Raw genomic sequence first — 22,843 nt, forward strand, 5'->3', positions numbered from 1 at the left:
GTGGGAGCTCCTTGGGGGCGGGCCCGGGAACAAGCCGGGCTGCGGGCCGGTACGCGAGTGTGCGGCCGGTGGCGGGCTGCCTCGGGGGCGGGGCGCCGCCGAGCGCCCGGGGGAACAGCCGGGGCTCGGCTCGGCGCGCGGGGTGCAGGGCCTGTGAAGGTTTCTGTGCGGCGGTCTGGGCACCCGGGAGGAGGAGCCGGGCGCGAGTCCGGTGCGCGGGGTGCAGGGCCTGGGGGTTACCCCGGGTGCCGGTCTGGTCGCACCCGGGAAACGTTCGGCGCTGGGGCGGGGTGCCCGGCGGGCGCCCCGGCGTGGCTCTAGGTGAGGCCGCCTTCCGCGTCCCGTAGATGCACGATGTCGCCCGCCGACACCGCTTCCTGCAGGCCGTCGGCCGTGGACAGGATCAGGCGGCCGTCACCGTCGACCGCCACCGCCTCCCCGACGAGCGAGCGGTCGCCGGGCAACTGGGCCCGTACCGTTCTGCCCAGCGTCGCGCAGCCCGCCGCGTACGCCGCCTGCAGGCCGCTCTGCGCCGCGTCCCCGCCGGCCGCGCGCCACTCGACGTACCAGTGGTCCAACGAGCGCAGTACGCCGCGCAGCAGCGTCTCGCGGTCGGTGGAGACCGCGTCGGCCAGGGCGAGCGAGGCCGCCGTCGGGGCGGGCAGTTCGTCCTCGCGGAGGGTGACGTTGAGGCCGATGCCGATGACGACGCCGTCCCCGGCGCGCTCGGCGAGGATGCCGCCCGCCTTGCGTTCCTCGCCCTCCACGGTGACCAGCAGGTCGTTGGGCCACTTCAGTGCCGTGTCCACGCCCGCGGCCCGCGCCAGCCCGGTCGCGGTCGCGACCCCGGCGAGCAGCGGCAGCCAGCCCCACCGGTGGACCGGGACGTCGTCACCGGGGGTCAGGTAGACGGAGAAGAACAGGCCCGAGCGGGCGGGCGCCGTCCAGGTCCGGTCGAGGCGGCCGCGGCCCGCAGTCTGCTCCTCGGCGACCAGGACCGTGCCCTCGGTCAACTCTGCCGCCCGCGCCGCGAGGTCCGTGTTGGTGGACCCGGTGACGTTCACGACGTCGAGCGAGGTCCACAGCCCGCCCGGCCGCAGCAGCCCGCGGCGCAGCGCGGGGACGTTCAGGGGCGGCCGGTCCAGGTCCGACCAGCGGCTCGGTGACGCATCCGAAGGTGTCATGCAAGCCACCCTAGGTGTGGCAAACGACGCACTGCCGAACGGTATCCGCGCCGATACGCTACGGATCAGTAGCCATTCAGACCCTGATCGGCAGCTGCCGGACCGGCCGTCGTCGCGCACGCGGCCTCGCACGCAGCCGTAGAACCCACCAGTCAGTCGTCCCCGTGACCAGGCAGGGAGCCGCCACCCGATGTCCGAGCCGGAAGAGATCGACATCCACACCACCGCGGGCAAGATCGCGGACCTGCAGCGCCGTATCGACGAGGCCACGCACGCCGGTTCCGCACGCGCAGTCGAAAAGCAGCACGCCAAGGGCAAGTTGACCGCCCGCGAGCGGGTTGATCTCCTGCTCGACGAGGGTTCCTTCGTGGAGCTCGACGAGTTCGCCCGGCACCGCTCCACCAACTTCGGCATCGAGAAGAACCGCCCGTACGGAGACGGTGTCGTCACCGGCTACGGCACGGTCGACGGCCGCCCCGTCTGCGTCTACTCGCAGGACTTCACCATCTTCGGCGGCTCGCTCGGCGAGGTCTACGGTGAGAAAATCGTCAAGGTGATGGACTTCGCGCTGAAGACCGGCTGTCCGGTCATCGGCATCAACGACGGCGGCGGCGCCCGTATCCAGGAAGGTGTCGCGGCGCTCGGCCTGTTCGCCGAGATCTTCCGCCGCAATGTGCACGCCTCGGGTGTCGTCCCGCAGATCTCGCTGATCGTCGGACCGTGCGCGGGCGGCGCGGTCTACTCCCCCGCGATCACCGACTTCACGGTCATGGTCGACCAGACGTCGCACATGTTCATCACCGGCCCCGACGTCATCAAGACCGTCACCGGTGAGGACGTCGGCTTCGAGGAGCTGGGCGGAGCCCGTACGCACAACACCACCTCGGGTGTGGCGCATCACATGGCGGGCGACGAGAAGGACGCCATCGAGTACGTCAAGTCGCTGCTGTCGTACCTCCCGTCGAACAACCTCTCCGAGGCGCCCGCGTTCCCGGAGGAGGCGGATCTCGCGACGACCGACGAGGACCGTGAGCTCGACACCCTCATCCCGGACTCGGCGAACCAGCCGTACGACATGCACACCGCCATCGAGCATGTGCTCGACGACGGCGAGTTCCTGGAGACGCAGGCCCTGTTCGCGCCGAACATCATCACCGGCTTCGGGCGTGTCGAGGGCTTCCCCGTAGGCATCGTCGCCAACCAGCCGATGCAGTTCGCGGGCTGTCTGGACATCAACGCGAGCGAGAAGGCCGCGCGCTTCGTCCGTACCTGCGACGCCTTCAACGTGCCGGTGCTGACGTTCGTCGACGTCCCCGGCTTCCTGCCCGGCGTCGACCAGGAGTACGGCGGCATCATCCGCCGCGGCGCCAAGCTGATCTACGCGTACGCGGAGGCGACCGTCCCGCTGATCACGGTGATCACCCGCAAGGCGTTCGGCGGGGCGTACGACGTCATGGGCTCCAAGCACCTGGGCGCGGACATCAACGTCGCCTGGCCGACCGCCCAGATCGCCGTGATGGGCGCCCAGGGCGCGGTGAACATCCTGCACCGCCGCACCATCGCGGCCGTCACGGACCCCGACGAGGCGGAGGCGACCCGCGCCGAGCTGATCGCCGACTACGAGGACACACTGCTCAACCCGTACGTGGCGGCCGAGCGCGGCTACGTCGACGCGGTGATCATGCCGTCCGACACCCGGGCGCACGTGGTGAAGGGGCTGCGTCAGCTGCGTACGAAGCGGGAATCACTGCCGCCGAAGAAGCACGGCAACATCCCTCTCTAGAAAGGGTCCTGACCATGATCAAGGTCGTACGGGGCAACCCGACCCCGGAGGAGCTGGCTGCCGCGCTGGCGGTGGTCCAGGCGCGCGCCGTGGCGACGGCCGCTGTGTCGTCCGGCGCGCCGGCGTCGCCCGAGCAGTGGTCCGACCCGGGCCGGATCGCCCGGCGGGACCGGCCACGGCCGGGCCCGCGGGCCTGGGCGCGGACGTACTGGCCCGTCTAGGGTCTTTCGGTCCGGCACGCACATCTGCCGCGTTGTCGTCGGTCGCCGACGCTCCGCGCGGACGAGAGGCACCGGCGCTCGGCGGCCCTGCAGTCCGCCCGCGCACAGCGTGCTCGGAGGCCCGGACCCCCTGGTGGGTCCGGGCCTCCGCCGTGTCGCCGCGCAGGCGATCCGGTCCGTACGCATCAGGGCGGCTGAGTACCCGTACTCAGGCGCCGTGGCGGCGACCGCAGCAGGATCGGAACCATGCTGTGGTCCGATCCCGAGAACAAGCCGCCCAAAGAGCTGCGCGACGCCCAGGACATGATGCGGCGCGTGTGGCTGGTGCTTGCGCTCGCCATGGTGGTCGCGATGTTGGTGCTGGGCACACGCTGAGCCGCCCACCTCGTCCGCCCGTCGTGCGGACGCGTGATTCCCCGCCGCGCCGGGCCCTTCTACGATGGCCGGTATGACTGATCAGCGCCGTCTCGTACTCGCCTCCGCCTCACCCGCCCGCCTCAGCCTGCTGCGCCAGGCCGGGTTCGCGCCGGAGGCGATCGTCAGCGGTGTGGACGAGGACGCCCTGTCCGCCCCCACACCCGCCGAGCTGGCGCTGGTGCTCGCCGAGGCCAAGGCCGCCACCGTGGCCGCCCGCCCCGCGGTCGCGGGCGCCCTGGTCATCGGATGCGACTCGGTCCTGGAGCTCGACGGCGAGGCGCTCGGCAAGCCGGCCGACAGCGAGGAGGCCACCGCCCGCTGGAAGTCCATGCGCGGCCGGGCCGGGATCCTGCAGACCGGTCACAGCGTGATCGACACCGCGACCGGGCGCACGGTCTCCGCGACCGCCTCCACCGTCGTCCGTTTCGGCGAACCGACGGACGCCGAGATCGCCGCCTACGTGGCGTCGGGCGAGCCCCTCCACGTCGCGGGCGCCTTCACTCTGGACGGCCGCTCGGCCCCGTTCGTCGACTCCATCGAGGGCGACCACGGAAACGTCATCGGGCTCTCGCTGCCGCTGCTGCGCCGGCTCCTCGGCGAACTGGGACTCTCCGTCACCGACTTGTGGGTCTGATACCCACGAACGGGTTACGCGGGCGCCGGAGCACTCTCTTCGGCGCCGCCCTCCTCGTTCGGGCTACCGGTTCCGCTCCCGTTCCCGTACGCGACCAGCGTGAGCACGATCAGGCCGAGCACGACCATCATGAACACGAACGCGGCCCAGCCGATCAGGCCCACCGTCAGCGCGCCCAGCACTCCGTGCACCACTGCGCAGCTGATCAGGGCGGCCCGGCCGACACGCCCGGGAGCCCGGTCGCGGATGCCGGTCAGCAGCAGGACCAGGCCGCACAGCACCAGGTACAGCCCGGCGACACCGCCCATCACCCACGCCCCGGCGGACATGGCGGCCGGATCCAGTCCGGCGAGTGACATCTCCTGGTTGTCGACGACCGTGGCCATGATGCCGTTGACGAGCACCATGCCTGCGGCTTCCACGAACAGCACGATCGCGGCTACGAACGCCACCGGTCTGCGCACCACGGCGCTCACCCCTTGTTACCTGTAGTAAGTGCGGTAGCGCGGACCCTACTAACGGGTAATCATTCGGACAAGGGTTCCGACCACGTTCACTCGTCCCACTCGCCCCCATGCCCTCCGCACACACTGTTTACGCACCCCGCTTGTCGCGCCCCTCGTGCGTCGGGCAAAGAAACACTCGCTCGTTAGTAGGTACTCCACAAAGAATCGCCGGAAGCCGCCCCTCGATCGAACAGAGACCTGGACCACACCTCGTGGCTACTGTGCGGTCATGAATCCCGGCGTACCGTGGTGCCACAAGGGATTTCGCGCCTCGAGCAAGCCTCGCATCACGCTCCGTGTGGGCAAGCTCACCAATGGGGACGGGTCGTAAGGCCGTGTCGGTAGTCCCTAAACTCAGCTTGTTTCAAGGAGGGAGCCATCGTGCGCAAGGTGCTCATCGCCAACCGTGGCGAAATTGCTGTCCGTGTTGCTCGGGCGTGCCGGGATGCCGGGATCGGGAGCGTGGCGGTCTACGCGGACCCGGACCGGGACGCCCTGCATGTGCGTGCGGCCGACGAGGCATTCGCTCTGGGCGGTGACACCCCGGCGGCCAGTTATCTGGACATGGCGAAGGTGCTGCAGGCGGCCAAGGACTCGGGGGCCGACGCGGTCCACCCGGGTTACGGGTTCCTGTCGGAGAACGCCGAGTTCGCCCAGGCGGTGCTGGACGCGGGGCTGACGTGGATCGGTCCGCCGCCGCAGGCGATCCGCGATCTGGGTGACAAGGTGGCCGCGCGGCACATCGCACAGCGCGCCGGTGCGCCGCTGGTCGCCGGGACCCCGGACCCGGTGTCGGGTTCGGCGGAGGTCGTGGCGTTCGCGAAGGAGCACGGGCTGCCGATCGCGATCAAGGCCGCGTTCGGTGGTGGCGGTCGTGGGCTGAAGGTCGCGCGGACGCTGGAGGAGATCCCGGAGCTGTACGACTCCGCGGTCCGTGAGGCCGTCGCGGCGTTCGGGCGCGGGGAGTGCTTCGTGGAGCGCTACCTCGACAAGCCGCGCCATGTGGAGACGCAGTGCCTGGCCGACTCCCACGGCAACGTGGTGGTCGTCTCGACCCGTGACTGCTCGCTGCAGCGCCGGCACCAGAAGCTGGTCGAGGAGGCCCCGGCGCCGTTCCTGTCCGAGGCGCAGAACGCGGAGCTGTACGCGGCGTCGAAGGCGATCCTGAAGGAGGCCGGGTACGTCGGTGCGGGGACCGTGGAGTTCCTGGTCGGTGTGGACGGCACGATCTCGTTCCTGGAGGTCAACACCCGTCTGCAGGTCGAGCACCCGGTGACCGAGGAGGTCACGGGCATCGACCTGGTCCGTGAGATGTTCCGGATCGCGGACGGCGAGAAGCTCGGGTACGACGATCCGGCGATGCGCGGGCACTCGTTCGAGTTCCGGATCAACGGTGAGGACCCGGGCCGCGGGTTCCTGCCCGCTCCGGGCACGGTGACCGTGTTCGCCCCGCCGACCGGGCCGGGTGTCCGGCTGGACGCGGGTGTCGAGTCGGGTTCCGTGATCGGTCCGGCGTGGGACTCGCTGCTGGCGAAGCTCGTCGTGACGGGTGCGACCCGTGAGCAGGCGTTGCAGCGGGCGGCGCGTGCGCTGGCCGAGTTCAACGTCGAGGGCATGGCCACCGCGATCCCGTTCCACCGCGCGGTCGTCGCCGACCCGGCGTTCACCAGCGACCCGTTCCGTATCCACACCCGCTGGATCGAGACCGAGTTCGTCAACGAGATCAAGCCCTTCGCCGCCCCCGCCGACATGGAGGCGGAGGAAGAGACCGGCCGTGAGACGGTCGTCGTCGAGGTCGGCGGAAAGCGTCTCGAGGTCTCCCTGCCGTCCTCGCTGGGCATGAGCCTGGCCCGTACCGGACTCGCGGCGGGCGCCAAGCCCAAGCGGCGCGCGGCGAAGAAGAGCGGCTCCGCGGTCTCCGGCGACACCCTCGCGTCCCCGATGCAGGGCACCATCGTCAAGATCGCCGTCGAGGAGGGCCAGGAGGTCCAGGAAGGCGACCTGATCGTCGTCCTGGAGGCCATGAAGATGGAGCAGCCTCTCAACGCACACCGCGCCGGCACGGTGAAGGGACTCGCCGCCGAGGTCGGCAGCTCGATCTCGTCGGGCGCCGTCATCTGCGAGATCAAGGACTGATCCCGCACGAAGTGTTCCGGCGAGGCCCCTGCGCAGTCGTACCACCGACTCGCAGGGGCCTCGGCCGTTCGGCGGCCCGGCAGGAGGAGAGGCCGTCGGGTTGCGCGATGGCATCCTGGACCCGGGGGCGGAAAAAGGAGGACTGCGCAATGGCGATGAGCACGGCACAGACGCCGGGCCGGCCCATGCGCGCCGACGCGCGCCGCAACTACGACCGGCTGCTCGGCGAAGCCCGTACGGCGTTCGCGGAACACGGCACGGACGCGTCGCTGGAGGACATCGCGCGCCGGGCCGGGGTGGGGATCGGCACGCTGTACCGGCACTTCCCGAACCGGCACGCGCTGATGAGCGCGGTCTTCCAGGAGGCCCTGGGCTCACTCCTCACCCGCTCCCACGAGTTGGCGGAGGCAGCGAATCCGTGCGGCGGTCTGGTGGAGTGGCTGGGTGCGATCATCACTCATGCGGGTGAGTACCGGGGGCTTGCGCAGGCGCTCATGTCGACGTCGCGGGACGAGACTTCGGCTCTGTCCGACTGCAATGTGCCGCTGCGCGAGGCAGGGGCGCGGCTGCTGGCCCGGGCGCAGGCGAGTGGCACGGTACGGGCCGACGTGTCGATCGGTGACCTGATGCAGCTGACGAATGCGATCGCATTGGCGGCGGAGCAGGCGCCGGAGGACCCGGCGTTGGCGGACCGCCTGCTGACGCTGACGCTGCAGGGGCTGAAGGGGCCACGCGCGGCCGGGGGTTGAGGCGGACCGAAGCCGGGGCTGCACCCTCGCCCTCGAAGGCGCAAGGGCTGTCCCGTCATTCCCTGCGGGCGCACGGCGACACCTGCGACGTCTCGCCGCGTGGCAGGGACGCCCGAACACACCCCGTGCGAGGGCGCCCGCCCCTGGGCCCTGCAATGCACGCATCCGACGCCGCGCGCCGATCCGCCAGGGATCACAGGGCCGATCCACCAGGGATTGCCAGGACAGCCCTCAGCGGCGGCGCAGGTCCGCCACGCGGGCGCGGTCGCCCGGGGGCTGATCCGTCAAGGACGCGGCCGCACTGCGCAGTTGCGGACCGGGTCCGCCGTGCGTGCGACGCTGGCCGGGAAGCGGCATGTCCCGGCGCGCCTGGCGGCCCGGAGAGAGGGAGTCCGCCCCGGCGGGGCCCGTGCCCCCACCGGCCACCGCGATCTGCACACCCTGGTCCGCCAGGGCCTGCAGTTCGGTGGCGGCCCGGTCGTCATGGCCCGCGGGTTCGTCCGTCACCAGGCGGGTGATCAGGTCCGTCGGCACCGTCTGGAACATGGTGTCGGAGCCGAGTTTGGTGTGGTCCGCGAGGACCACCACCTCCGCGGCGGCCTGCACCAACGCCCGGTCCACGCTCGCCGAGAGCATGTTGGACGTGGACAGCCCACGCTCCGCGGTCAGCCCGCTCCCGGACAGGAACGCGCGCGACACCCGCAGTCCCTGGAGCGACTGTTCCGCACCACTGCCCACCAGGGCGTAGTTGGAGCCGCGCAGGGTGCCGCCGGTCATCACCACTTCCACCCGGTTGGCATGGGCCAACGCCTGGGCGACCAGCAGTGAGTTGGTGACGACGGTCAGGCCGGGGATCCGCGCGAGCCGACGGGCCAGCTCCTGCGTGGTCGTGCCGGCACCGACGACGATGGCCTCGCCCTCTTCGACGAGACCCGCGGCCAGGTCGGCGATGGCCGTCTTCTCCGCGGTGGCGAGATGGGATTTCTGCGGAAAGCCGGACTCTCGCGTGAAACCGCCCGGCAGTACCGCACCGCCATGCCGGCGGTCGAGGAGTCCTTCTGCCTCCAGTGCCCGCACGTCCCGCCGTACGGTCACTTCGGAGGTCTGGACGACGCGGGCGAGCTCGCGGAGCGATACTGCCCCGTTGGCGCGCACCATTTCGAGGATCAACTGACGACGTTCTGCAGCGAACACGAAACTGACAGTAACGTGACCCCGCGAGGGTTTTCAGCAGTTTGCGCCGAAAAACAGAAGTTGTACATGCAAGGGGCCGCCAAGTGGTATAGGCGGCCCCGTTGTTGTTCCCTACTGACCGGACGCGGCATGCCATCCGCCCGAGTTGCCGGGGGTTGCCAGGGATTGCCGGGTTTTCTAGGCCTCGCCGGCGCGCTTCCGGGTGTGCAGCTGACGTGCCACTTCTGCGATCGATCCCGACAGGGACGGGTACACGGTGAAAGCGTTTGCGATCTGTTCCACCGTCAGATTGTTGTCGACCGCGATCGAGATGGGGTGGATCAGCTCGCTGGCCCGCGGTGCGACGACACAGCCGCCGACCACGATGCCGGTGCCGGGACGGCAGAGGATCTTGACGAAGCCGTCCCGGATCCCCTGCATCTTGGCGCGCGGGTTGCGCAGCAGCGGCAGCTTCACCACGCGCGCGTCGATCGCCCCCGCGTCGACGTCCGCCTGGGTGTAGCCGACGGTGGCGATCTCCGGGTCGGTGAAGACGTTCGAGGAGACCGTCTTCAGGTTCAGCGGGGCGACCGCGTCACCGAGGAAGTGGTACATCGCGATCCGGCCCTGCATCGCGGCGACCGAGGCGAGCGCGAAGATGCCGGTGACGTCACCGGCCGCGTACACGCCGGGCGCGCTGGTGCGGGAGACCTTGTCGGTCCAGATGTGGCCGGACTCCTTGAGCCGGACCCCTGCCTCCTCCAGACCCATCCCCGCGCTGTTCGGGATCGCGCCGACCGCCATCAGACAGTGGGAACCGGTGATGACGCGGCCGTCGGAGAGCGTGACCTCGACCCTGTCGCCGACCCTCTTCGCCGCCTGGGCGCGCGAGCGGGCCATGACGTTCATGCCGCGGCGCCGGAAGACGTCCTCCAGCACGGCGGCCGCGTCCGGGTCCTCGCCGGGCAGCACCCGGTCGCGGGACGAGACGAGGGTGACGCGCGAGCCCAGCGCCTGGTAGGCGCCGGCGAACTCGGCACCGGTGACACCGGAGCCGACCACGATGAGCTCCTCGGGGAGCTCGTCGAGGTCGTAGACCTGGGTCCAGTTCAGAATGCGCTCACCGTCGGGGAGCGCGTCCGGGATCTCCCGGGGGTGGCCGCCGGTCGCGATCAGCACGGCGTCGGCGGTGAGCGTCTCCTCCGTACCGTCGGCCGAGGTCACCACGACCTTGCGGGAGCCGTCGGCGGCCTGGAGGCCTTCCAGCCTGCCCCGGCCGCGCATCACACGTGCACCCGCACGGGTGACGGAGGCGGTGATGTCGTGGGACTGGGCGAGCGCCAGACGCTTCACGCGTCGGTTGACCTTGCCGAGGTCGACGCCGACCACCCGCGCCGCCTGCTCGATGTGCGGCGTGTCGTCGGCGACGATGATCCCCAACTCCTCGTACGAAGAGTCGAAGGTGGTCATCACCTCTGCCGTCGCGATCAGGGTCTTCGAGGGCACGCAGTCGGTGAGCACCGACGCGCCGCCGAGGCCGTCGCAGTCGACGACGGTCACCTCCGCGCCGAGCTGGGCGCCCACCAATGCCGCCTCGTACCCGCCGGGTCCGCCGCCGATGATCACGATCCGGGTCACGAAAAGTCCGCCTCGCGTATGTCATCCCGCGGCCGTCTGCCGCCCCGGCCGGGGGTCCGGGGGATCACCCCGGGGGAATGCAGTACGTACTCCATTGTCCCGCACGCGCCAAGATGCTTCGCCCCGGGGCCCTCCATACGGGAGAGGGGCCCCCGGACGAGCCTGCGGCGGAGCCCTCGGCCCGGCCCCCGGGAGGACCCTCGCCAGGGTCTTCGTCACAGGAATCGCCGCTCGCGGGGCCACCTCCCGTACCCTCGATCCCATGTCGCTCTACGCCGCGTACGCCGGCAACCTCGACGCGCGGCTGATGACCCGCCGCGCACCGCATTCCCCGCTGCGCGGCACCGGCTGGCTCAACGGCTGGCGGCTGACCTTCGGCGGGGAGCAGATGGGCTGGGAAGGCGCGCTCGCCACGGTGGTGGAGGCGCCGCGTTCCCAGGTCTTCGTGGCGCTGTACGACCTGGCGCCGATGGACGAGGACTCCATGGACCGGTGGGAGGGTGTCGGCCTCGACATCTACCGGCGGATGCGGGTGCGGGTGCACACCCTGGACGGCGAGGAGCCGGCCTGGATGTACGTGCTGAACGCGTACGAGGGCGGGCTGCCGTCCGCCCGGTACCTGGGCGAGCTGGCGGACGCCGCCGAGTCGGCGGGCGCGCCGCACGACTACGTGATGGAGCTGCGCAAGCGCCCCTGCTGAGCCGCACACTTCCCCATGTTTTGTGTGAAAGTACGAAGAGGCGTGTGCAGACTCTCCGCATAGGCATCTACGCGCGTAGGGATTCACCGGCTACGCTCATCCGCGTGAACGCATCTGTTATTCCGGACAACATCCAGGGCGACCCGCACGCCGCCGCTGCCGACGCCGCCGCCCGACTGCGCGAGCTGACCGGCGCCGAGACCCACGACGTCGCGCTCGTGATGGGTTCCGGCTGGGCACCTGCGGGCGACGCGCTCGGCGCGCCGGAGGCCGAGTTCCCGGTGACCGAACTGCCCGGCTTCCCGGCGCCGGCCGTCGAGGGCCACGGTGGCACGATCCGCTCGTACCGGATCGGCGACAAGCGCGCCCTGGTCTTCCTCGGCCGCACGCACTTCTACGAGGGCCGTGGCGTCGCCGCCGTCGCGCACGGCGTGCGCACCGCCGTCGCCGCGGGCTGCAAGACCGTCGTCCTGACGAACGGCTGCGGCGGGCTGCGCGAGGGCATGCGCCCCGGGCAGCCGGTCCTGATCAGCGACCACATCAACCTGACCGCGGCCTCGCCGATCATCGGCGCCAACTTCGTCGACCTGACCGACCTGTACTCGCCGCGGCTGCGCGCGCTGTGCAAGGAGATCGACGAGACGCTCGAAGAGGGCGTGTACGTGCAGTTCCCCGGCCCGCACTACGAGACTCCGGCCGAGATCAACATGGTGCGGGTCATGGGCGGCGACCTGGTGGGCATGTCGACCGTGCTCGAAGCGATCGCCGCGCGGGAGGCGGGGGCCGAGGTGCTGGGTATTTCGCTCGTCACGAACCTCGCCGCCGGGTTGAGCGGGGAGCCGCTGAACCATGAAGAGGTGCTGCAGGCGGGGCGGGACTCGGCGACCCGGATGGGGTCCTTGCTGGCGCGGGTCCTGGACCGCATCTGAGCGGGCTTCACGCCTGCGGCGGGCGGTTCCCCCTACCCGCCCCTTGCCGAACCGGGGCCAGGCCCCGGGCCCCGCGCCTCGAACGCCGGCGAGGCCGAAAGGTCGGCCCGTCCGGCGATTGAGGAACGGGGGACCGGGGGCAGCTCCCCCGTAACCCACCCCACCCCCGAAAGGCGGACACCGTGCAGCAGGACCTCATCGCGCAGGCCAGGACCTGGCTCGCCGAGGACCCCGACCCCGAGACCCGCGACGAGCTCGCCAAGCTCATCGACACCGAGGACCTCGACGCGCTCGCGGCACGGTTCGCCGGCACGCTGCAGTTCGGTACCGCCGGGCTCCGTGGTGAGCTGGGGGCCGGCCCGATGCGGATGAACCGGTCCGTCGTCATCCGCGCCGCCGCCGGGCTCGCCGCCTATCTCAAGGCGCAGGGGCGGACCGGCGGCCTGGTCGTCATCGGGTACGACGCCCGCTACAAGTCCGCCGACTTCGCCCGCGACACCGCGGCCGTGATGACGGGCGCGGGCCTGCGGGCGGCGGTGCTCCCCCGCCCGCTGCCCACCCCCGTCCTGGCGTACGCCATAAGGCATCTGGGTGCCGTCGCCGGCGTCGAGGTGACCGCCAGTCACAACCCGCCGCGCGACAACGGCTACAAGGTCTACCTCGGCGACGGCTCGCAGATCGTGCCCCCGGCGGACGGCGAGATCGCCGACGCGATCGCCGCGGTCGGCCCGCTGGCCGGCGTCGACCGGCCGGAGAGCGGCTGGGAGATCCTCGGCGACGAGGTCCTGGACGCCTATCTGGCCCGTACGGACGTGGTCCTCGCCGCCGGGTCCCCGCGCACCGCCCAGGTCGTGTACACGGCGATGCACGGCGTCGGCACGTCCGTCCTGGCCGCAGCCTTCGCCCGCGCCGGCTTCCCCGCCCCCGTGCTCGTCACCGAGCAGGCGGAGCCCGACCCGGCCTTCCCCACCGTGGCCTTCCCCAACCCGGAAGAGCCCGGCGCGATGGACCTCGCCTTCGCCACCGCCCGGCGCGCGAACCCGGACCTCGTCATCGCCAACGACCCGGACGCCGACCGCTGCGCCGTGGCCGTGCCGGACGCCGCCGCGGACGGCGGCTGGCGCATGCTGCGCGGCGACGAGGTCGGCGCGCTGCTCGCCGCGCATCTGGTCGCCCGGGGTGCCACCGGTGTCTTCGCCGAGTCGATCGTGTCGTCGTCGCTGCTCGGCCGGATCGCCGAGAAGGCGGGCAACGGCTACCAGGAGACGCTGACCGGTTTCAAGTGGATCGCCCGCGTCGACGGCCTGCGGTACGGGTACGAGGAGGCGCTCGGCTACTGCGTCGACCCCGACGGCGTACGCGACAAGGACGGCGTCACGGCCGCTCTGCTCGTCGCCGAGCTGGCCTCCGTGCTCAAGGAGGAGGGCCGTACGCTCCTCGATCTCCTCGACGACATCGCGGTCGAGCACGGGCTGCACGCGACCGACCAGCTGTCGGTCCGGGTGGAGGACCTGTCGGTCATCGCGGACGCCATGCGGCGGCTGCGCGACACCCCGCCGACCGCACTCGCGGGTCTCGCCGTCACCTCGGCCGAGGACCTGTCGGAGGGTACGGAGCAGCTGCCGCCCACCGACGGGCTGCGCTACCAGCTCGATGGGGCCCGGGTGATCGTCCGCCCGAGCGGCACCGAGCCCAAGCTGAAGTGCTATCTGGAGGTCGTGGTGCCGGTCGGTTCGGCGGACGAGCTGCCCGACGCCCGCGCGAAGGGCGCCGAGCTGCTCGCCGGGATCAAGCGGGACCTGTCGGCGGCCGCCGGGATCTGAGCGGAACCGGACACCGTCATTCACGCATGCGGTACGTGAAGCCGGTGTCCGGTCCCACGCAGGTGCCCGGCGTATACCGGCCGAGTCCGAGGACAACACCCCCACACCTTCGAGGTGTTGGGGGTGATCGGGGCCGGAGCGCGGCAGCGGCCGCGCAGCCTGCGCCCTCAGCCGACCGCGAACAACACCACGAGCGCCACCGCGCCCACGACCGCCGGCGCGATCACCTCGTACGCCCATCGGACGACGACCGCCCCGGCGCCGTCGGCGCCGCCGTCCCCGGCCCGCTCGGCCATCTCCCGCAGGTCCCGCACCGTCTGGTCGGCCCCGGCGATCCGCGCCTTCGTGTCCCGCACATCCGCGTGCACGGACGTGCGCCGGTACGGATCGTCCTGCGCCTTCTGCGTCTGCTGCCGCGCCGCCTTCTTCCGCTGCCGCAGCGACACAGGCACCGCCCACAGCTGGAACTTCGTGCCGTCCTGCGTGAACAGTTCGCTGGAGTACCCGGCCCGCACATCCGCGACCGCCGTCCACGGCGCCGTGATCGTACGGAACGGGTTACGGATCCGGATGCGCCGGTCGTTCACGAACACCACCGGCCGCAGCGTGAACGCCACGATCAACGGCACGGCCGTCAGCAGCCCGGCGAGCGCCAGCCACGGCACCCGGCCGGAACCCCGGTACACGGCGTCGCCGCCGATCCACCCGACGAGCAGGAGCAGCAGCACACCGCCCACCAGCCCGGCGGGCGACCGGAACGTCCGGTCGGCGTAGGTCGGCTCGGCTGGGGGCGTGGGGCTCGTCATGGGCCCGATTCTGCCTGATGCGCGTAGGGCCCGCCGGAGCGGCCACCCGCCCACCGGTCCGGCACCCTCGCAAACCCGGAATGGGGGTCCCCCTGTACAGGCCGCTACGCGCGTAGATATGCTCATGTGGTGACCATGCCCACGACTGCACCCTCCACCACGGCCGAACGCGTGGGAGGTACCCCCCTCTCCGACGTGACCGCGTCCGACAGCGCGCTGCGCCGCTTCCTGCACGGGCTGCCCGGCGTCGACGCCGTCGGCCTCGAAGCGCGCGCGGCGTCCCTCGGCACCCGTTCGATCAAGACGACGGCCAAGGCATACGCGATCGACCTCGCCATCTCGATGATCGACCTGACGACGCTGGAAGGCGCGGACACCCCGGGCAAGGTCCGGGCTCTCGCCGCCAAGGCCGTCAACCCCGACCCGACCGACCGCACGACCCCGCACACCGCCGCGGTCTGCGTCTACCCCGACATGGCGGCGACGGCCGCCGTCGCCCTGGCCGGTTCCGGCGTGAAGGTGGCGTCCGTCGCGACGGCCTTCCCGGCCGGGCGCGCCGCGCTCGACATCAAGCTCGCGGACGTCCGCGACGCCGTGGCCGCCGGGGCCGACGAGATCGACATGGTGATCGACCGGGGCGCGTTCCTCTCCGGCCGCTATCTCAAGGTGTACGAGGAGATCCTCGCCGTGAAGGCCGAGTGCGCCCGTGCCGACGGCACCGACGCCCGCCTCAAGGTCATCTTCGAGACCGGCGAGCTGTCCACGTACGACAACATCCGCCGCGCCTCCTGGCTCGGGATGCTGGCGGGCGCGGACTTCATCAAGACGTCGACCGGCAAGGTCGGCACGAACGCCACGCCCGCGAACACGCTGCTGATGCTGGAGGCCGTGCGCGACTTCCGGGAGCAGACGGGTGTGCAGATCGGCGTGAAGCCGGCCGGCGGCATCCGCACCTCGAAGGACGCGATCAAGTTCCTCGTCCTGGTCAACGAGACCGTCGGCGAGGACTGGCTGGACAACCACTGGTTCCGCTTCGGCGCCTCCAGCCTGCTGAACGATCTGCTGATGCAGCGTCAGAAGCTCAGCACCGGCCGTTACTCCGGCCCCGATTACGTGACGGTGGACTGATCCCCATGGCATCTGCATTCGAGTACGCACCCGCCCCCGAGTCGCGGTCGGTCGTCGACATCGCTCCCTCGTACGGGCTGTTCATCGACGGTGAGTTCACCGACGCGGCCGACGGCAAGGTCTTCAAGACGGTCTCCCCGTCGTCCGAGGAGGTCCTCTCCGAGGTCGCGCAGGCCGGCGCCGCGGATGTCGACCGGGCCGTGAAGGCGGCCCGCAAGGCATTCGAGAAGTGGTCGGCGCTGCCCGGCTCCGAGCGCGCCAAGTACCTCTTCCGGATCGCCCGGATCATCCAGGAGCGCAGCCGCGAGCTCGCCGTTCTCGAAACCCTCGACAACGGCAAGCCGATCAAGGAGACCCGCGACGCGGATCTGCCCCTGGTCGCGGCACACTTCTTCTACTACGCGGGCTGGGCCGACAAGCTCGACCACGCCGGCTACGGACCGAACCCCCGGCCGCTCGGCGTCGCGGGCCAGGTCATCCCGTGGAACTTCCCGCTGCTGATGCTGGCCTGGAAGATCGCCCCGGCGCTCGCCACCGGCAACACGGTCGTCCTGAAGCCCGCCGAGACGACCCCGCTCTCCGCGCTGTTCTTCGCGGACATCTGCCGCCAGGCGGGCCTGCCCAAGGGTGTCGTGAACATCCTCACCGGGTACGGGGACGCGGGCGCGGCCCTCGTCGAGCACCCTGACGTGGACAAGGTCGCCTTCACCGGCTCGACCGCGGTCGGCAAGGCCATCGCCCGCCAGGTCGCGGGCACCGACAAGAAGGTCACCCTGGAGCTGGGCGGCAAGGGCGCGAACATCGTCTTCGACGACGCCCCGATCGACCAGGCCGTCGAGGGCATCGTCACCGGCATCTTCTTCAACCAGGGCCAGGTCTGCTGCGCGGGTTCGCGCCTCCTCGTCCAGGAGTCGATCCAGGACGAGCTGCTGGACTCCCTGAAGCGCCGGCTGTCCACGCTGCGCCTCGGCGACCCGCTGGACAAGAACACCGACATCGGCGCGATCAACTCCGAGGAGCAGCTCTCCCGGATCACGGCCCTGGTCGAGACGGGCGAGGCGGAGGGCGCCGAACGCTGGTCCGCCCCCTGTGACCTCCCGTCGTCCGGTTACTGGTTCGCCCCGACGCTGTTCACGAACGTCACCCAGGCGCACACCATCGCCCGCGACGAGATCTTCGGCCCGGTGCTGTCCGTGCTGTCGTTCCGTACGCCGGACGAGGCGGTCGCCAAGGCCAACAACAGCCAGTACGGCCTGTCGGCCGGCATCTGGACGGAGAAGGGCTCCCGCATCCTCGCGGTGGCGAACAAGCTCCGGGCGGGCGTCGTCTGGGCCAACACGTTCAACAAGTTCGACCCGACCTCGCCGTTCGGCGGCTACAAGGAGTCGGGCTTCGGCCGCGAAGGCGGCCGTCATGGCCTGGAGGCGTACCTCGCCCCGTCGAGCCCGGAGGGCGAGCGTCGATGAATGCAGCTGAGCACACTGACCGACTGAGCGTCTTCAAGACCTACAAGCTGTACGTCGGGGGCAAGTTCCCCCGCTCCGAGAGCGGCCGGGTGTACGAGGTGACGGACTCCAAGGGCAAGTGGCTGGCGAACGCCCCGCAGTCGTCCCGCAAGGACGCGCGTGACGCGGTCGTGGCCGCCCGCAAGGCGTTCGGCGGATGGTCGGGCGCGACGGCGTACAACCGCGGCCAGATCCTCTACCGCATCGCGGAGATGCTGGAGGGCCGCAGGGGCCAGTTCGTACGCGAAGTGGCGGATGCGGAAGGGCTGTCGAAGTCCAAGGCGGCGGCCGTCGTGGACGCGGCCGTCGACCGCTGGGTCTGGTATGCGGGGTGGACCGACAAGATCGGCCAGATCGTGGGCGGGGCGAACCCGGTCGCGGGCCCCTTCTTCAACCTGTCCACGCCCGAGCCGACCGGCGTGGTCGCGGTCGTGGCCCCGCAGGAGTCGTCGTTCCTGGGCCTGGTCTCGGTCGTCGCCCCGGTGATCGCGACCGGCAACACGGCCGTCGTCATCGCGTCCGCCGACGCCCCGCTGCCGGCGCTGTCCCTGGGCGAGGTGCTGGCCACCTCCGACCTGCCGGGCGGTGTGGTGAACATCCTGTCCGGGAGGACGGCGGAGCTCGCGGCCCCGCTCGCGGCCCACCAGGACGTCAACGCGATCGACCTGACCGGCGCCGACGCCGAACTGGCGAAGGAACTGGAGATCGCGGCGGCGGACAACCTGAAGCGAGTTCTCCGCCCGTCCGTCTCCCGCCCCGGGAAGGAGACGCAGGACGCCGCTCATCCACAGGCTGTGGACGGAGACTGGTCGGCCGACCCGGGCACCCACCGCCTGACGGCCTTCCTGGAGACCAAGACGGTCTGGCACCCCACGGGCGCTCTCGGCGTGTCGGGTTCGTCCTACTGACCGACGCGGCTGCGGCCCGCCCCTCCGGAACACTGCGGAAGGGGCGGGCCGCAGCCCTGTGCGCCGGGATCAGCCGTGCAGCAGTCCGGTGACCTGCCCCACCACCGGCAGGTCCTTCAGCGCGCCACCACTGGTCAGCGGATCGGTGGCGACGCCCGTGGAGAGCGGCTTGAAGTCGGCGACCTGCGTGCCCACCCCGTTCGCCAACGGGTCCACGCCCGTGTTGGCCAGCGGATCGAGCTGCAACTGCGTGATGGGCGAGACCGCGTGACCGAGCGCCCCGGTCGCGCCGCCGGTCGCCCCGCGGACCGCACCGAGACCGCTGTCGGCGCCCGAAGCCGGCGCGACGGGCAGCGGCGCAGCCTGCGCCGCCGCACCCCCCGCACCGAGCGCGGCGCCCACCGCGGTGACGGTCAGACCTGCGCGCAGCAGCGCACGGCGCCGGGACCTGGAAAGTGCATGTCGTGCCATGGAGTTCCCACCTGATCGAACCGATCGAGTAATCATCTGGGCACTCAGCGTAGTTGAGGTGTGATGCTGGATACCAACAAGGGCACCGGGGGGGTCCCTGCGCGGGGCGATGCCTCACACTGGTGTCCCGTGAGTCCCCAACCGATCCCGACCCGCGTCGTGCTGCTCGCGGGCCCCTCCGGCTCCGGCAAGTCCTCCCTCGCCGCCCGCACCGACCTTCCGGTGCTACGCCTGGACGACTTCTACAAGGAGGGCGACGACCCCACGCTGCCGCTGGTCCCGGGCAGTTCGGACATCGACTGGGACTCCGCACAGTCCTGGGACGCGGACGCGGCGGTCACCGCCATCACGGAGCTGTGCCGCACGGGACGTACGAAAGTCCCGGTGTACGACATCTCCACCAGTTCCCGGGTGGACCACGAGGCGCTCCACATCGAGCGCACGCCGCTGTTCGTGGCCGAGGGCATATTCGCGGCGGAGATAGTCGAGCGGTGCCAGGACCTGGGTGTCCTGGCGGACGCCCTGTGCCTGCGCGGCCGCCCGACGACGACGTTCCGCCGCAGGCTGCTGCGGGATCTGCGCGAGGGCCGGAAGTCGGTGCCGTTCCTGCTGCGGCGGGGATGGCGCCTGATGCGGGCGGAACGACGGATCGTGGCGCGCCAGACGGCGCTCGGCGCGTATCCCTGCGGGAAGCAGGAGGCACTGGGACGACTGGCCGCGGCAGCCGCCGGCCGCTGCCGCCGGGCCCCGGCGGCACGTGGCGTGGCCTGAGGGCTCACCGCGGTACTTCACACGTCCCGCAGCCTGAGTGCCAGCCCGCCTCCGAGCAGCGCGGCCACCGTCCATCCGGCGAGCACCCCCAGCCCGGCCCACGGGCCGATGGGCAGCGTGTCGAGATCGACGGTGGCCTGGACGGCGAGGCCCGCCGTCATCGGGGCGATCTGCTGCAGGTGCCGGTGCCAGTCCGGGTCGGTGACCAGTTGCGTGAGAATCGGCAGGACGAAGAGCAGGCCGAGCACGACCCCGACTGCCGCCGCCGAGTCCCGGACCGCGGTGGCCGTGCCCAGGCCGAGCAGGGCGATCAGCACCAGGTACAGCACCGACCCGGCTGCCGCGCGCAGCGTCGGACCGTCGGCCAGGGACAACAGCGCCTGGTCCTGCCCCGTCGTGAAACCGTTGCCCGGCAGTATCCGTCCCGCCACCAGCAGGCAGCCGAGCACCGCGACCGTCCCGGCGGCCAGCACCACCCCCATGAGGACCACCGCCTTCGCGGCCAGGACCGTGGACCGGCGCGGTGTCGCCATCACGGTGGTGCGCATCATGCCCGTGCCGTACTCGCCACTGATCATCAGCACGGCCAGGACGGCGACGACCGTCTGTCCGAGGTGGATCCCGGTCAGGCTGAGCCTGACGACGTCCTGATGACAGCCCGTCGACGGGCACTGCGCGGCCGCGGCCGTCGCGGCGCTCACCGCCACCGTGCACACGACGGTGGCAAGGAGCAGCCACCCCGGGGCCGTCACGGTGCGCAGCTTCGTCCACTCCGCGTGCAGGGTCTGTTTCATACGTCCCTCCGCCGCATCATGAACACCGCCGCGCCCAGCGCGACGGCCGTCCACCCGCAGAGCACCGCGAAGCCGCCCCACGGAGGCAGCGGGAAGTAGCCGAAGGCCGGTGTGTAGTCGCTGTCCACCTGCGCGTACTGCGGCATGTTCTGCTGGATGGCGAAGCCCGCCGCCGGGGTGAGACGCAGCAACCACTGCGAAGGGCCGGCCGGCAGGATCGAGGCGGTCGCGAGGATGTACGGCAGGACGATCGCCGCGAAGACCAGAGTGACGGCCCCGGCACTGCGCCGCAGCACGGTGCCCACGGCCATGGCCAGCACCGCGGCGACGGCGAGCAGAGCCGCCGTACCGGCCACCACACGCAGCTCCGTGAGCGTGCCGACCGGGAATTCGAAGCCGCCGGGGCGCACCAGCCACTCACCGGCCAGCACCGCTGCCGCCGCGGCGGGCAGCCCGGCCGCAAAGGTCACGGCACCGAGGACGACGGCCTTCGCCATCAGCGCCCCGCCCCGCCGCGGGCTCGCCATGAGGGTGGTACGGATCAGTCCGCGCCGGTACTCGGCGGTGATGAACGTCGCTCCGACGACGAGCACCAGGATCAGTCCGACGAACGTGCCGACCAGGCTGCGCTCGATGGTCAGCCCGCCCGCGGTCATGGGTCCGCCCACCACCGGTGCGATGTCGCCGGACCCGGTGACGGTGAAGGCTCCGCCGTCCCGGTGGAACGTGCCGTCCGACGCGAAGTCGTCGGCGGGTCCGCCCATCTGTTCACCGTGCCACGTCGCGTCCCCGGACTCCGCGCCGTCGAGAGCGACATGGTCGAAGACGCCGGTCGCCCGGGTGGGCGACCCGCGGTTGCTCAGCCCGCCGAACTTCTGGCTCGTCGACTGCGTGGCGGGCGGCGAGGCGGTGAACAGTCCGGCCTGCACCTGCGACGGCAGTCCGGTCAGCCGCACGGCGCCGATCTCGGTCCAGCGCGCCCCGTCGGACGACCGGTAGCCGGTCAGTGTGTCCCCGGACCGGGTCAGCCGCAGCCATTGCGGGGACGCGGCGGACACGGCGCCGGGGGAACCCGCCGTGTCGTGCATGTAGTTGTGCTGCATCCGCACGCCATGCCCTGCGGTGGCCATGACGGCCGCGTACGCCGACCCCGCCCGGCCGTCCGCCTCCAGGACGATCCCCCCCTTCGCCCACGGCGGCAGCCCGCCCTTCGCGCCGTCCGGGGCCAGCGACGTCATCCGTACGGTGATGCCGCCGTCCCCGGTCAGCGGCCGGTGCACGAAGTAGAACCGGTCCGTCACCGCCTCACCTCCCGGCCCTCTGGGGCCGGTGCAGGGCTGGTTCGGGTCCTCGCAGGTGGGCCGCCCGGTGTGGGCACCGCCGATCAGCCCGATCAGTACGGTCAACAGTGCCGCAGCCGCGAGACCGGCGACCCAGCCCCGCACCGTACGGAACTTGGTCCACTCCGCCCGCAGTTGCTGCGCGAATCCGGCGTGCCCGACCTGTATGCCGGAGCGGTACGAAGCAGGGGCAACGGTCGTCGTGCCGCTCATCGGGCCGGCTCCTCGACCGTCACGGCACGGAACTCGACGGCGTCCCTGGTGAGTTCCATGTACGCCTCCTCCAGCGTGGCGCGGTGCGCGGACACTTCCGAGAACGGCACCCCGCTCTCGCCGAGCAACGTCACGACGTGCTCCGCCGCCAGCCCGGAGACGGTGAGCGTGTCGCGGTCGGTGGCCGCCACCGTGGCTCCCGCGTACGCCAGCGCCGTCATCGCCTCCGACTGTGCCGAGGTCCGCAGCGTGACCCGGTCGCCGGACGCGGTCCCGATCAGCTCGCGCACACTGGTGTCGGCGATGACCCTGCCTCGTCCCACCACCACCAGATGATCGGCGGTGTCCTGCAGTTCGCTCATCAGATGGCTGGACAGCAGCACCGCCCGGCCCTGTGCGGCCAGAGCGCGCTGGAAGTCGCGCATCCACACGATGCCCTCGGGGTCCAGACCGTTGAACGGCTCGTCCAGCATGATCACCGGGGGGTCGCCGAGCAGTGCGGCAGCGATCCCCAGACGCTGCCGCATGCCGAGCGAGAAACCCGCCGTCCGTCGCCCGGCGACCGGACCCAGACCGACCTGCTCGATGACGTCGTCGACCCGCCGCGCGCCCAGGCCCTGCGAGTGGGCCAGCCACAGCAGGTGGTTGCGGGCGGTCCGGCCGGGCTGCAGTGCGGCGGCGTCCAGCAGCGCGCCGATGTGGTTCAGTGGATTCCGCAGTTCCCGGTACGGCTGACCACCGATCAGCGCGGTACCCGCGTCCGCGGTGTCCAGGCCGAGGACGACCCGCATCGTGGTGGACTTGCCGGCTCCGTTGGGCCCGACGAAACCGGTGACCTGTCCCGGCCTGACGGTGAACGTCATCCCGTCCAGCGCGAGGGTCGGCCCGTAGCGCTTGCGCAGGCCGGTGACTTCCACGGTTGCTTCCATGCCCGGCAGACTAGGCAGCACGGTGCCGCGCGGTCGTCACGCCGGACAGCGACCTCCGCCCTCCCTGACACGAGGGATGTCCGGC

The 22,843-nt window shown here is 71.3% G+C and carries 22 protein-coding genes; 13 read left to right on the plus strand and 9 right to left on the minus strand.

What is annotated here, in order from left to right:
• Nucleotides 1–317: 317 nt before the first annotated feature.
• Nucleotides 318–1,184: a biotin--[acetyl-CoA-carboxylase] ligase gene (locus ACFYP5_RS02955; protein ID WP_389029739.1), complete on the minus strand. Its 867-nt coding sequence runs from the start codon at nt 1,182–1,184 to the stop codon at nt 318–320.
• Between the two features lie 190 nt (nt 1,185–1,374).
• Here ACFYP5_RS02955 and ACFYP5_RS02960 point away from each other — a divergent pair, with 190 nt between their 5' ends.
• The 4 genes from ACFYP5_RS02960 (at nt 1,375) to ACFYP5_RS02975 (ending at nt 4,239) form a co-directional block, all read left to right on the plus strand.
• A complete protein-coding gene (locus ACFYP5_RS02960) occupies nt 1,375–2,967 on the plus strand; it encodes an acyl-CoA carboxylase subunit beta (protein WP_389029742.1) in 1,593 nt (530 codons plus the stop codon).
• A 14-nt stretch (nt 2,968–2,981) separates the two neighbouring features.
• On the plus strand, nt 2,982–3,188 hold the full coding sequence (locus tag ACFYP5_RS02965; RefSeq protein ID WP_389029744.1) for an acyl-CoA carboxylase epsilon subunit: 207 nt from the start codon (nt 2,982–2,984) through the stop codon (nt 3,186–3,188).
• Between the two features lie 246 nt (nt 3,189–3,434).
• Complete coding sequence (gene mmpB / locus ACFYP5_RS02970) at nt 3,435–3,563, plus strand: morphogenic membrane protein MmpB (protein WP_267002650.1); 129 nt, start codon at nt 3,435–3,437, stop codon at nt 3,561–3,563.
• A 64-nt stretch (nt 3,564–3,627) separates the two neighbouring features.
• Complete coding sequence (locus ACFYP5_RS02975) at nt 3,628–4,239, plus strand: nucleoside triphosphate pyrophosphatase (protein ID WP_313938875.1); 612 nt, start codon at nt 3,628–3,630, stop codon at nt 4,237–4,239.
• 14 nt (nt 4,240–4,253) lie between these two features.
• Here the strand turns inward: ACFYP5_RS02975 and ACFYP5_RS02980 are convergent, their stop codons facing one another.
• Complete coding sequence (locus ACFYP5_RS02980) at nt 4,254–4,703, minus strand: hypothetical protein (RefSeq protein ID WP_389030715.1); 450 nt, start codon at nt 4,701–4,703, stop codon at nt 4,254–4,256.
• A gap of 423 nt (nt 4,704–5,126) precedes the next feature.
• Between ACFYP5_RS02980 and ACFYP5_RS02985 the strand changes: the two genes are divergently transcribed.
• Nucleotides 5,127–6,881, plus strand: a complete 1,755-nt coding sequence (locus ACFYP5_RS02985) for an acetyl/propionyl/methylcrotonyl-CoA carboxylase subunit alpha (RefSeq protein WP_389029747.1) — start codon at nt 5,127–5,129, stop codon at nt 6,879–6,881.
• 149 nt (nt 6,882–7,030) lie between these two features.
• Nucleotides 7,031–7,630 (plus strand): TetR/AcrR family transcriptional regulator, encoded by a 600-nt coding sequence (locus ACFYP5_RS02990; protein ID WP_389029750.1) that lies wholly within the window; start codon nt 7,031–7,033, stop codon nt 7,628–7,630.
• Nucleotides 7,631–7,861: 231 nt separating this feature from the next.
• Here ACFYP5_RS02990 and ACFYP5_RS02995 read toward each other — a convergent pair whose 3' ends face one another.
• On the minus strand, nt 7,862–8,824 hold the full coding sequence (locus ACFYP5_RS02995; protein WP_352270783.1) for a DeoR/GlpR family DNA-binding transcription regulator: 963 nt from the start codon (nt 8,822–8,824) through the stop codon (nt 7,862–7,864).
• 177 nt (nt 8,825–9,001) lie between these two features.
• Complete coding sequence (locus ACFYP5_RS03000) at nt 9,002–10,441, minus strand: NAD(P)H-quinone dehydrogenase (protein WP_389029753.1); 1,440 nt, start codon at nt 10,439–10,441, stop codon at nt 9,002–9,004.
• Between the two features lie 262 nt (nt 10,442–10,703).
• On the opposite strand from ACFYP5_RS03000, the gene ACFYP5_RS03005 reads away from it, so the two are divergent.
• The 3 genes from ACFYP5_RS03005 (at nt 10,704) to ACFYP5_RS03015 (ending at nt 13,893) form a co-directional block, all read left to right on the plus strand.
• A complete protein-coding gene (locus ACFYP5_RS03005) occupies nt 10,704–11,141 on the plus strand; it encodes a gamma-glutamylcyclotransferase (RefSeq protein ID WP_030914674.1) in 438 nt (145 codons plus the stop codon).
• Nucleotides 11,142–11,245: 104 nt separating this feature from the next.
• Entirely contained in the window at nt 11,246–12,070 is an 825-nt protein-coding gene (locus tag ACFYP5_RS03010) for a purine-nucleoside phosphorylase (protein ID WP_389029756.1), read from the plus strand.
• Between the two features lie 182 nt (nt 12,071–12,252).
• Entirely contained in the window at nt 12,253–13,893 is a 1,641-nt protein-coding gene (locus ACFYP5_RS03015) for a phospho-sugar mutase (protein ID WP_389029759.1), read from the plus strand.
• Nucleotides 13,894–14,060: 167 nt separating this feature from the next.
• Here ACFYP5_RS03015 and ACFYP5_RS03020 read toward each other — a convergent pair whose 3' ends face one another.
• Nucleotides 14,061–14,699 (minus strand): PH domain-containing protein, encoded by a 639-nt coding sequence (locus ACFYP5_RS03020; protein ID WP_389029762.1) that lies wholly within the window; start codon nt 14,697–14,699, stop codon nt 14,061–14,063.
• Nucleotides 14,700–14,834: 135 nt separating this feature from the next.
• On the opposite strand from ACFYP5_RS03020, the gene deoC reads away from it, so the two are divergent.
• The 3 genes from deoC to ACFYP5_RS03035 are packed head-to-tail and all read left to right on the plus strand — an operon-like array spanning nt 14,835 to nt 18,240.
• A complete protein-coding gene (gene deoC / locus ACFYP5_RS03025; RefSeq protein WP_389030718.1) occupies nt 14,835–15,827 on the plus strand; it encodes a deoxyribose-phosphate aldolase in 993 nt (330 codons plus the stop codon).
• 5 nt (nt 15,828–15,832) lie between these two features.
• Complete coding sequence (locus ACFYP5_RS03030; protein ID WP_389029764.1) at nt 15,833–17,293, plus strand: aldehyde dehydrogenase family protein; 1,461 nt, start codon at nt 15,833–15,835, stop codon at nt 17,291–17,293.
• A complete protein-coding gene (locus tag ACFYP5_RS03035) occupies nt 17,290–18,240 on the plus strand; it encodes an aldehyde dehydrogenase family protein (RefSeq protein WP_389029767.1) in 951 nt (316 codons plus the stop codon). The genes ACFYP5_RS03030 and ACFYP5_RS03035 overlap by 4 nt, the downstream gene beginning before the upstream one ends.
• Before the next feature lie 69 nt (nt 18,241–18,309).
• Here the strand turns inward: ACFYP5_RS03035 and ACFYP5_RS03040 are convergent, their stop codons facing one another.
• Nucleotides 18,310–18,711, minus strand: coding sequence for a hypothetical protein (locus tag ACFYP5_RS03040; RefSeq protein WP_389029770.1), 402 nt, complete (start codon nt 18,709–18,711; stop codon nt 18,310–18,312).
• 63 nt (nt 18,712–18,774) lie between these two features.
• Here ACFYP5_RS03040 and ACFYP5_RS03045 point away from each other — a divergent pair, with 63 nt between their 5' ends.
• A complete protein-coding gene (locus tag ACFYP5_RS03045; protein ID WP_389029772.1) occupies nt 18,775–19,482 on the plus strand; it encodes a uridine kinase in 708 nt (235 codons plus the stop codon).
• A gap of 17 nt (nt 19,483–19,499) precedes the next feature.
• On the opposite strand, the gene ACFYP5_RS03050 is transcribed toward ACFYP5_RS03045, so the two are convergent.
• The 3 genes from ACFYP5_RS03050 to ACFYP5_RS03060 are packed head-to-tail and all read right to left on the minus strand — an operon-like array spanning nt 19,500 to nt 22,758.
• Nucleotides 19,500–20,276, minus strand: a complete 777-nt coding sequence (locus tag ACFYP5_RS03050) for an ABC transporter permease (protein ID WP_389029775.1) — start codon at nt 20,274–20,276, stop codon at nt 19,500–19,502.
• A complete protein-coding gene (locus ACFYP5_RS03055) occupies nt 20,273–21,829 on the minus strand; it encodes an ABC transporter permease subunit (protein ID WP_389029778.1) in 1,557 nt (518 codons plus the stop codon). Before ACFYP5_RS03055 ends, ACFYP5_RS03050 begins: the two co-directional genes overlap by 4 nt.
• A complete protein-coding gene (locus ACFYP5_RS03060) occupies nt 21,826–22,758 on the minus strand; it encodes an ABC transporter ATP-binding protein (RefSeq protein ID WP_389029781.1) in 933 nt (310 codons plus the stop codon). Before ACFYP5_RS03060 ends, ACFYP5_RS03055 begins: the two co-directional genes overlap by 4 nt.
• Nucleotides 22,759–22,843: the final 85 nt, after the last annotated feature.

This window comes from Streptomyces sp. NPDC005262, assembly GCF_042872425.1.
In the GTDB taxonomy this organism is placed as follows: Bacteria; Actinomycetota; Actinomycetes; order Streptomycetales; family Streptomycetaceae; genus Streptomyces.

Excerpts from the sequence above, each read along its gene's own strand:
- ACFYP5_RS02955 (WP_389029739.1), bottom strand. The coding sequence starts at position 1,184 with ATGACACCTTCGGATGCGTCACCGAGCCGCTGGTCGGACCTGGACCGG.
- ACFYP5_RS02960 (WP_389029742.1), top strand. The coding sequence starts at position 1,375 with ATGTCCGAGCCGGAAGAGATCGACATCCACACCACCGCGGGCAAGATC.
- ACFYP5_RS02965 (WP_389029744.1), top strand. The coding sequence starts at position 2,982 with ATGATCAAGGTCGTACGGGGCAACCCGACCCCGGAGGAGCTGGCTGCC.
- mmpB (WP_267002650.1), top strand. The coding sequence starts at position 3,435 with ATGCTGTGGTCCGATCCCGAGAACAAGCCGCCCAAAGAGCTGCGCGAC.
- ACFYP5_RS02975 (WP_313938875.1), top strand. The coding sequence starts at position 3,628 with ATGGCCGGTATGACTGATCAGCGCCGTCTCGTACTCGCCTCCGCCTCA.
- ACFYP5_RS02990 (WP_389029750.1), top strand. The coding sequence starts at position 7,031 with ATGGCGATGAGCACGGCACAGACGCCGGGCCGGCCCATGCGCGCCGAC.
- ACFYP5_RS03005 (WP_030914674.1), top strand. The coding sequence starts at position 10,704 with ATGTCGCTCTACGCCGCGTACGCCGGCAACCTCGACGCGCGGCTGATG.
- ACFYP5_RS03020 (WP_389029762.1), bottom strand. The coding sequence starts at position 14,699 with ATGACGAGCCCCACGCCCCCAGCCGAGCCGACCTACGCCGACCGGACG.
- deoC (WP_389030718.1), top strand. The coding sequence starts at position 14,835 with ATGCCCACGACTGCACCCTCCACCACGGCCGAACGCGTGGGAGGTACC.
- ACFYP5_RS03030 (WP_389029764.1), top strand. The coding sequence starts at position 15,833 with ATGGCATCTGCATTCGAGTACGCACCCGCCCCCGAGTCGCGGTCGGTC.
- ACFYP5_RS03035 (WP_389029767.1), top strand. The coding sequence starts at position 17,290 with ATGAATGCAGCTGAGCACACTGACCGACTGAGCGTCTTCAAGACCTAC.
- ACFYP5_RS03040 (WP_389029770.1), bottom strand. The coding sequence starts at position 18,711 with ATGGCACGACATGCACTTTCCAGGTCCCGGCGCCGTGCGCTGCTGCGC.
- ACFYP5_RS03045 (WP_389029772.1), top strand. The coding sequence starts at position 18,775 with ATGCTGGATACCAACAAGGGCACCGGGGGGGTCCCTGCGCGGGGCGAT.
- ACFYP5_RS03050 (WP_389029775.1), bottom strand. The coding sequence starts at position 20,276 with ATGAAACAGACCCTGCACGCGGAGTGGACGAAGCTGCGCACCGTGACG.
- ACFYP5_RS03055 (WP_389029778.1), bottom strand. The coding sequence starts at position 21,829 with ATGAGCGGCACGACGACCGTTGCCCCTGCTTCGTACCGCTCCGGCATA.
- ACFYP5_RS03060 (WP_389029781.1), bottom strand. The coding sequence starts at position 22,758 with ATGGAAGCAACCGTGGAAGTCACCGGCCTGCGCAAGCGCTACGGGCCG.